Consider the following 7585-nt stretch of genomic DNA (forward strand, 5'->3'; position numbering starts at 1 on the left):
GAGCCCCCAGGTCACTGGGCGCACGTCTGCTTGTCGGCTTCGACCTTCTGGACACCCTCCGGCGCCTTCGCCGAACCGGTGATGGGCACCCCCGCGCCCTTGAAATCGGCGCCGAGGACGAGCTTCATCGGCTCGGTCGCTCCGGCGTCGGCCGTGCCCGGCTTCATCGCCGTGGCCGGCAGGCCCATCAGGGCCGCGAGCTTGCGGGCCTGGTCCGCCTGGTCGGGACCGTACTCAAGGGTGGTCTTGGCGGCCTTGGCCGGCGCGTTGCCCTCGTTGCTCGACTTCAGTACGGCCTGCTCGTTCTGGAGCCACGTCAGGGTCGCCAGCGCCACCCCCTGGGTGTCGCTTCCGTTGTAGATCGCGACCCGGACCTCGGACGCCTCGGCCTGGGGGCCCTGGAGCAGCTTCTTCTGCTCCTTCTTGGCGTCCTTCTCCTTCTGCTTCACCTCGGTGAGCGAGATGTCGTTCTGGATCATCGAGAACAGCGGCCTGGCCTTGGCCTCGTCGAGCACGACGGTCGCGCCGTCGTTGTCCAGCACCGGGACCGTCGCGAAGGTGATGTTCTTCGGGTTGACCTTCGCCAGCTCCAGACCGAGGTCCTGGAGCTTCTTGATGCTGCCGATCCCGGTGTCGACGGTGAGCGCCTTGGTGGCGGCGTTCGCCAGGTCCCACATCTTCGTGGGGCTGGTCAGGGTGTCGCTGGACTTCATCTTGCGGATCATCGAGCTGAGGAACTGCTGCTGTATCTCGATCCGGCTGAGGTCGCTGCCGAAGCCCACCGAGCCGCGGGTGCGGACGAAGGCGAGGGCGTCCTCGCCCTTCAGCACATGGGTGCCCTTGGTCAGTTTGAGCTTGGACTTCACATCGTTGATGTCCTTGCCCACGCAGACCTCGACCCCGCCGACCGCCGTGGACAGCGTCTTGACCGCGTTGAAGTCGGCCATCATGAAGTGGTCGACGGTGATGCCGGTCAGCTCCTTGACCGTCCGCATCGTGCAGCCGGGGTCGCGCCCCGACTGGCCCAGGCTCTCGTTGAACCGCGTCCGCGGCGAACCGGGAACGGTCTTGGCGTCACCGCCCGTCCCGGTCGTGCAGGAGGGGATATCGGTGAGCAGATCGCGCGGTATCGACAGCGCGGTCGCGTTGGTCCGGTCCTCGGAGACATGGAACAGAATGCTGGTGTCGGCGTGACCGGCGCTGTTGAGGTCGCCGTAGGACCCATTGCCCTTGCCGGTCCGCTTGTCCGTGCCGATGACAAGGATGTTGACGGCCTTGTCCTTCTTGAAGCCGCCGGACCCCGCGCCCGGCACGGCTATCGTGTTGAGATTCGAGTTCAGGCGGTTGTATCCGAGATACGCGCCCACCGAACCGACGACGACCACGAAGCCGACCACTCCGCCGGTCCATATGAGGATCTTCTTCTTGCGGGACGCGGGCGGTTTCCGCTTGCGGCGGCCCGCCGCCGGCGGACGCGCGGTCTCGGGCGCGTTCTTCCCCGACCTGCGCGAGCGCTGCCGGGGCACCGGCGCGGCGGCGGGCGTGTCCCGGTCGGGGGAGGGGGGCTCGCTGTCCTCCACCGGCTCCGGCGCGGGTGGGGAGGGTTGCGCTCCGGAGTGGTCCAGTCGCAGTTCGTATTGGCCTGTCTGCGGGTTCAGTACCCACTGGTCGGCGGGGTCCATATCGTCCCCACGCCCACGGCTCTGCGCATCCACGGTTATCCGAATCCTCCGTCGCTGCCACGCGAAGCGCCTCTCCCCCCGAAGAGCGCTCGGTTTCTCGTTCCGGCAGTGTGATCGCGCGGAGCCGGAGAAACCGGATCGCTTCACACTATCCGCCCAGTTCACAGGGGAGCGACGTCCGTGACAAATTCCACGTCGCTTACAACCGGGCAATACGCCCAATCCGCATGGAGAATGGGCCCGGGTTGGTCAGTGCTTTACCCCGCAGCTGCCCGTCGCCGCATTGGTGCCCGTGAAAGTGGGCGAGGGGCTGGGGCTCGACGGGCTGGTGGCGTCCTGCTTCCGCTTCGTCTCCTCGCTCTCCCGGCCGCCCTCCGGGACCACGGTGATGGGCGCGTCCTCGCGCAGCCGCTTGAAGAGCTGCTCCGCGTCGGGCTGTATCAATTCGTCCCGGTTCGTATTGGCGGTGTACGGCTGCCGGGGCGCGGTCAGGAACTGCACCTTCTCGGTCGGGATGCTCCGGACCGAGCGGGTCAGGTCGTAGAGGTCCTTCAGCGAGTCGAGTCCCGGGTCCGTGGTGAGCGACTTGGTCGCCGCGTCCAGCAGCGGGTAGAGCCGCGCCGGATTGAGCAGTACGCCATTGCTCTGGACCTTCTTGACCAGCGAGCCCAGGAACTGCTGCTGGCGCTCCATCCGCTCGGTGTCGCTGCCGTCGCCCAGGGACTTGCGGGCCCGCACATAGCCGAGCGCCTCCTCGCCGTGGAGCGTCTGCTCCCCGGCGGCGAGCCGCAGCCGCGCCTGCGGGTCGTCGATGGCCTCCGGGACGCAGACCTCGACCCCGTCGATCGCGTCGACCATCTTCTTGAAGCCGCGGAAGTCCACGATCATGTGATGGTCGACGCGGATGCCGGTCATCTTCTCGACGGTACGGATGGTGCAGGCCGCGCCCCCGGTCTCGTACGCGCTGTTGAACTGGGCGAACCGGGCGCCGGTCCGGGAACCGTCGGCGGTGCGGCAGCCGGGGATCTCGGCCATCAGATCGCGCGGGATGGACATCGCGGTCGCGCTCTGCCGGTCGGCGGCGATGTGCAGCAGGATCGTGGTGTCCGAGCGCTTGCCGCCGTCGTCCCGGCCGTACTCGCTGTTGCCCTTGCCGGAGCGGGTGTCCGAGCCGAGCACCAGGATGTTCTGGGCGTCCATCACCAGGGGCGCCGGCCGTTCCTTCTCGTGGACCTGGAGCTCCGCGGCGGCGGTGGTGTCGGTGGTGATGTTGGAGTCGAGCTTGCGGTAGAACCACCAGGCGGCGGCCGAGCCCGCGAGCAGGGTGAGGGAGACGCCGCCGGCGGCCAGCCGGATCAGCAGACGCCGGCGCCGTGCGGGGCGGGCGCCGGAGGGCGCGGGGGCGGGCGCATCCGGCCCGCCGGCCGCGGACCCGCCGGCCGCCTCGGCCCCGCTCGTCTCGGCCCCGCTCGTCTCGGGCCCGCTGCTCTCGGCCCCGTTCGCCTCGGGCCCGCTGCTCTCGGCCCCGTTCGCCTCGGGTTCTTTGCTCTCGGCCCCGTTCGCCTCGGGTTCTTTGCTCTCGGGTCCATCGGCCTCGGGTCCGCTGGTCCCGGGCCCGCTCGCTCCGGGCCCGCTCGCTCCGGGCCCGCTCGCTCCGGGCTCCACGGGGATGTCCGGACCCGGGGGAGACGCGCCGTCCCCACCCGCCCCGGTTCCGGTTCCGGTTCCGGAACCGGCCTTGGCCTCGGCACCGGCGCTGTCCCCGGCCTCAGCCCCTGCCCCGGCACCGGCTCCTCCTCCGGTTTCCGTCCCGGTTTCCGTCCCGGTTTCCGTCCCGGCCTCCGCGTCGGTCGCGCCGTCGCCCTCGTCCGGGCCGTCCGGCCCGGTCGGAGTACCAGCACTGTCGGTCACGTCTGCGTCCATCCTTCATGGCGTCGGCGGCGCGCTGGACCGCCGATCGCAGGGCTAGACGGCTGAACCTCGCGCTTGGTTGTGCGTTGACACGTGCGTTTGCCCGATCTTCCACCGGGAGTTGGAGGACGGGCACCTGGCCGGGCCCCGCATCGGCCACCCGGGTGGTCCTCCAGCCGTTCACCCTGACACGGCTGTTGGCTCGCACGAGGGTTTCACAGACGGAGTTCACCGCTCCGCCATACCCGGCGCGCGCGGCATGTTCAGGGGCGCGCGGTAGCGGTGACGCGCTCGCTCTCGATCCGCTTGCGCAGCTCCTCGTCCGGCAGTTGGCCGAGGTGCCGGCACAGCACCACCGACGCCCCGGCGGCGAGCGGCGCGAACAGCCCGGCGGAGAGCCCCTCCCAGGTGTCGTAACCGTGCCCGCTCAGCAGCCGGGAGCCGGGCGCGAGACCGAGACCGGCGGCGTCGGCGCGCGCCCGCTCCACCAGCTCGGCGCCGCTCAGCCCGATCCCGCCGACCGACAGCGCCGGAGCGCCGGGGTCGACGGGTGCGTACGGCGCGAAGCGGTCGCCCTGCGAGGGCACTTCCACCGCGTAGTCCGAGAAACCCTCCGGGGGCGCGGGGAACCGTCCGCCCAGGGGACGCAGCGCCAGCGCCACCCGCTCGCCCCGGCAGGCCCGCGCCCGGTCCAGGGTGTCCGGCCCGCTGACGACGAGATCGGCGTCCGCCGGGTCCCCGCCCACATCCACGGTCACTCCGGCGGAGGCGGCGGCGAGCAGCCACACCGCGCTCTGCCAGTGCGCGGGCAGCAGCAGCGCGAGCCGGTCGCCGGGCTCGGCCGCCAGCTCGCCCTGGAGCAGATTCGCGGTCTTGGCCACCCAATTGGCGAGGGTGGCCACGGACAATTCGACGCGCTCGCCGGTGGCGTCGTCGTAGAAGGTGACCAAGGGACGCGCGGGGTCCGCGGCGAGCGCGGATCGCAGCAGGTCGGCGGGGGTACGGTCGATGGCGTTCATCAGCGACAGGGTACGCGCCGCGCCGCGCGCGGGGGCCGCCGAACCGGTGACGGGGTCCTCCGGTCGGCCCGACGCGCCACCGGTGTGTGGGCGGGCGAACCGGGGCCCCAGAGGCCAGGATCTCCCTCATGCGTGGATTCCTGGCTACCTCGATCGGCGTCGCGGTCTCGACCGCGCTCGCACTCCCGCTCGCACCGCCCTCCGGCGACTCCAAGACACCACCCCCGCCCGCCGCCGAGACCCCCGGGGTCCCCGGCTCCACCCGGTCCCTGCCGCTCGCGCCGCAGCCCACCGGCCGGACCGTCGCGCCGCCATCGGAGCACGGTCGCTTCGAGCGGCGGGTCGCCCCGTTCTCGATGGCCGGGGTCGTCTGGGACGACCCCGGGGCCGAACTGCACGGCACCGTCGAGATCCGCACCCGGGCCACCGCCACCCGTCTGTGGTCCGGCTGGCAGTCCGTGGAGACCCACAACCACGAGCACGGCGCCGACCCGGACACACCGGAGAGCCGCTCGGCGCGGGGCTCCACCGCGCCGCTGTGGGTGGGGAGGTCGGACGGCGTGGAGGTCCGGGTACGGCCCGAGCGCGGCGCACCCCGGCCGCTGCCCCGGGGGCTGCGGCTGGAACTGGTCGACCCCGGGGACGGCTCCGGAGCCGTACGGGCGCCGGCGAACCGGCAGGCGGCCGGGCGGCCGGGGATGCCCGCCCCCGACGCGCTCCCCGAGCAGGCCGCCGCCAAGCCCTACATCGGCCCCCGCCCGAAGATCGTGACCCGCAAGGGCTGGAAGGCCAGTGAGTCGCTGCGGGAGCGGGGCTTCGTCTACAGCAAGACCGTCAAGGCGGCCTTCGTCCACCACAGCGCCACCGGCAACGGGTACACCTGCAAGCAGGCGCCCTCCGTCCTCCGCGGTATCTACCGCTACCACGTCGTGAGCAGCGGCTGGCGGGACATCGGCTACAACTTCGCCGTCGACAAGTGCGGGAACGTCTACGAAGGACGCGCCGGCGGCGTGACCAAGGCGGTACGAGGCGCCCACACCCTGGGCTTCAACACCAACAGCATGGGCATCGCCGTCCTCGGCTCCTACGGCCGCAGCAACCCGCCGGCGGCTGCGGTCACCGGGGTGGCCCGGCTGACGGCCTGGAAACTCGGGCTGTTCAAGGGCAATCCCCAGGGCAAGGTCACCCTCACATCGGGGGGCAGCGGCAAGTACGCCAAGGGCCGCAAGGTCCGGTTCAACGTGATCTCCGGACACCGGGACGGGTTCTACACCGAGTGCCCCGGGGCGCGTCTGTACGGCAGACTCGGCACCGCGAGAAAGGCTTCCGCGGGGTATCAGGGACGCGTCTGACCGGGCGGACCCGCGTCCACTGCATAAACTGTCCGATCTCGAACGAATGAGCACCCCCCGCCCGGACAGGAAGCAGAGACGACACGGTGACTGAAGCGATCCTCCTGGTCGGCGGCAAGGGCACCCGGCTGCGCCCGCTCACCGTCCACACCCCCAAGCCGATGGTGCCCGCGGCGGGCGTCCCGTTCCTCACCCACCAACTGGCGCGGGCCCGGGCGGCGGGGGTGGAGCACATCGTGCTCGCGACCTCCTATCTGGCGGAGGTCTTCGAGCCGTACTTCGGCGACGGGTCCGCGCTCGGACTGAGCCTGGAGTACGTCACCGAGGAGGAGCCCCTCGGCACCGGCGGGGCGATCCGCAATGTGGCCGGACGGCTGCGGTCCGGCCCCGACGAACCGGTACTGATCTTCAACGGGGACATTCTCACCGGCCTGGACATCGGCGCGCTGGTGGCCACGCACCGGGACTCCGGCGCCGATGTCTCGCTGCATCTGACGCGGGTGGCGGACCCCCGGGCGTTCGGTCTGGTGCCGACGGACGCGAACGGGCGGGTGACGGCCTTCCTGGAGAAGCCGCAGACCCCCGAGGAGATCGTCACCGACCAGATCAACGCCGGGGCGTATGTCTTCCGCCGCTCGGTGATCGACACGATCCCGGCGGGCCGGCCGGTGTCGGTGGAACGGGAGACCTTCCCGGACCTGCTCTCCTCCGGCGCCCACCTCCAGGGAATGGTGGACTCCACCTACTGGCTGGACCTCGGCACGCCCCAGGCCTTCGTCCGCGGCTCGGCGGACCTGGTCCTCGGCCACGCCCCGTCCCCGGCGGTTCCCGGGCGCTGCGGGGAGCGGCTGGTGCTGGAGTCGGCGACGGTGGCGGCGGACGCGAAGCTGAGCGGGGGGACGGTGGTGGGTGAAGGGGCGAGGATCGGCGCGGGGGCCCGGGTCCACGGGAGCGTGGTCCAGGCGGGGGCGGTGGTGGAGGAGAACGCGGTGATCACGGCATCGCTCATCGGCGCGGGTGCCTGTGTCGGGGCACGCAGTGTGCTCACCGACACGGTGGTCGGTGACGGGGCGACGGTCGGTGCCGACAATGAGCTTCGCGCCGGCGCGCGCGTCTGGTGCGACACCACCCTCCCGCCGAGGTCCCTCCGCTTCTCCTCGGACCAGTAGCCCCCACCCTCCGAGCCCCTCCGGAGCCCGGGCCGCACCCCCGGTTCCTCCGGCGTGTGAGCCGGGCCACCGGTTCGTCCGGCGTTTGCCGCCCCACTCCAGCTTTCCCGCGTCTGAGGAGGCCACCCCAGCCCCTCCGGCGCTTGAGGCGCACCCACCCGGCCTTTCCGGGTGGGCCGAGGCGGGTCATCCCAGCCCCTCTGGCGCTTGAGTCGCACCCCTCAGCCTCTCCGGCGGGCCGAGGCGGGTCATCCCAGCCCTCGCGGGAGAGCCGAGGCACGAAATCCAGCCCCTCCGGCGTTTGAGCAGCCCCCCGGCCTTTCCGGGCGGTCCGAGGCACGGAATCCAGCCCCCCGCTGGCGACCTGAGCAACCCAAGCCCCTCCGGCGATTGAGGAGCGGGGGTTCGGGGGCCGGCCCCCGACCGTTGCCCCCCCCCAGCCGGGACCAGTC

The 7585-nt window shown here is 71.7% G+C and carries 5 protein-coding genes; 2 read left to right on the forward strand and 3 right to left on the reverse strand.

The window, feature by feature from the left end:
• Positions 1 to 11: 11 nt before the first annotated feature.
• The 3 genes from ABT122_RS28725 to ABT122_RS28735 form a co-directional block, all read right to left on the reverse strand.
• A complete protein-coding gene (locus tag ABT122_RS28725) occupies positions 12 to 1715 on the reverse strand; it encodes an LCP family protein (RefSeq protein ID WP_351558213.1) in 1704 nt (567 codons plus the stop codon).
• Between the two features lie 216 nt (positions 1716 to 1931).
• The gene (locus ABT122_RS28730; protein WP_351558214.1) at positions 1932 to 3347 is read right to left on the reverse strand and encodes an LCP family protein; all 1416 of its coding nucleotides are present in this window, start codon (positions 3345 to 3347) and stop codon (positions 1932 to 1934) included.
• Positions 3348 to 3856: 509 nt separating this feature from the next.
• Entirely contained in the window at positions 3857 to 4612 is a 756-nt protein-coding gene (locus tag ABT122_RS28735; RefSeq protein ID WP_351558216.1) for a TIGR03089 family protein, read from the reverse strand.
• Positions 4613 to 4740: 128 nt separating this feature from the next.
• On the opposite strand from ABT122_RS28735, the gene ABT122_RS28740 reads away from it, so the two are divergent.
• Together ABT122_RS28740 and manB are read left to right on the forward strand one after the other, a co-directional pair.
• Positions 4741 to 5964: a peptidoglycan recognition protein family protein gene (locus ABT122_RS28740; protein ID WP_351558218.1), complete on the forward strand. Its 1224-nt coding sequence runs from the start codon at positions 4741 to 4743 to the stop codon at positions 5962 to 5964.
• An 86-nt stretch (positions 5965 to 6050) separates the two neighbouring features.
• A complete protein-coding gene (manB, locus tag ABT122_RS28745) occupies positions 6051 to 7133 on the forward strand; it encodes a mannose-1-phosphate guanylyltransferase (protein ID WP_351558220.1) in 1083 nt (360 codons plus the stop codon).
• Positions 7134 to 7585 lie beyond the last annotated feature (452 nt).

The organism is Streptomyces sp. NPDC001985, from assembly GCF_040296845.1.
Taxonomy (GTDB): domain Bacteria; phylum Actinomycetota; class Actinomycetes; order Streptomycetales; family Streptomycetaceae; genus Streptomyces.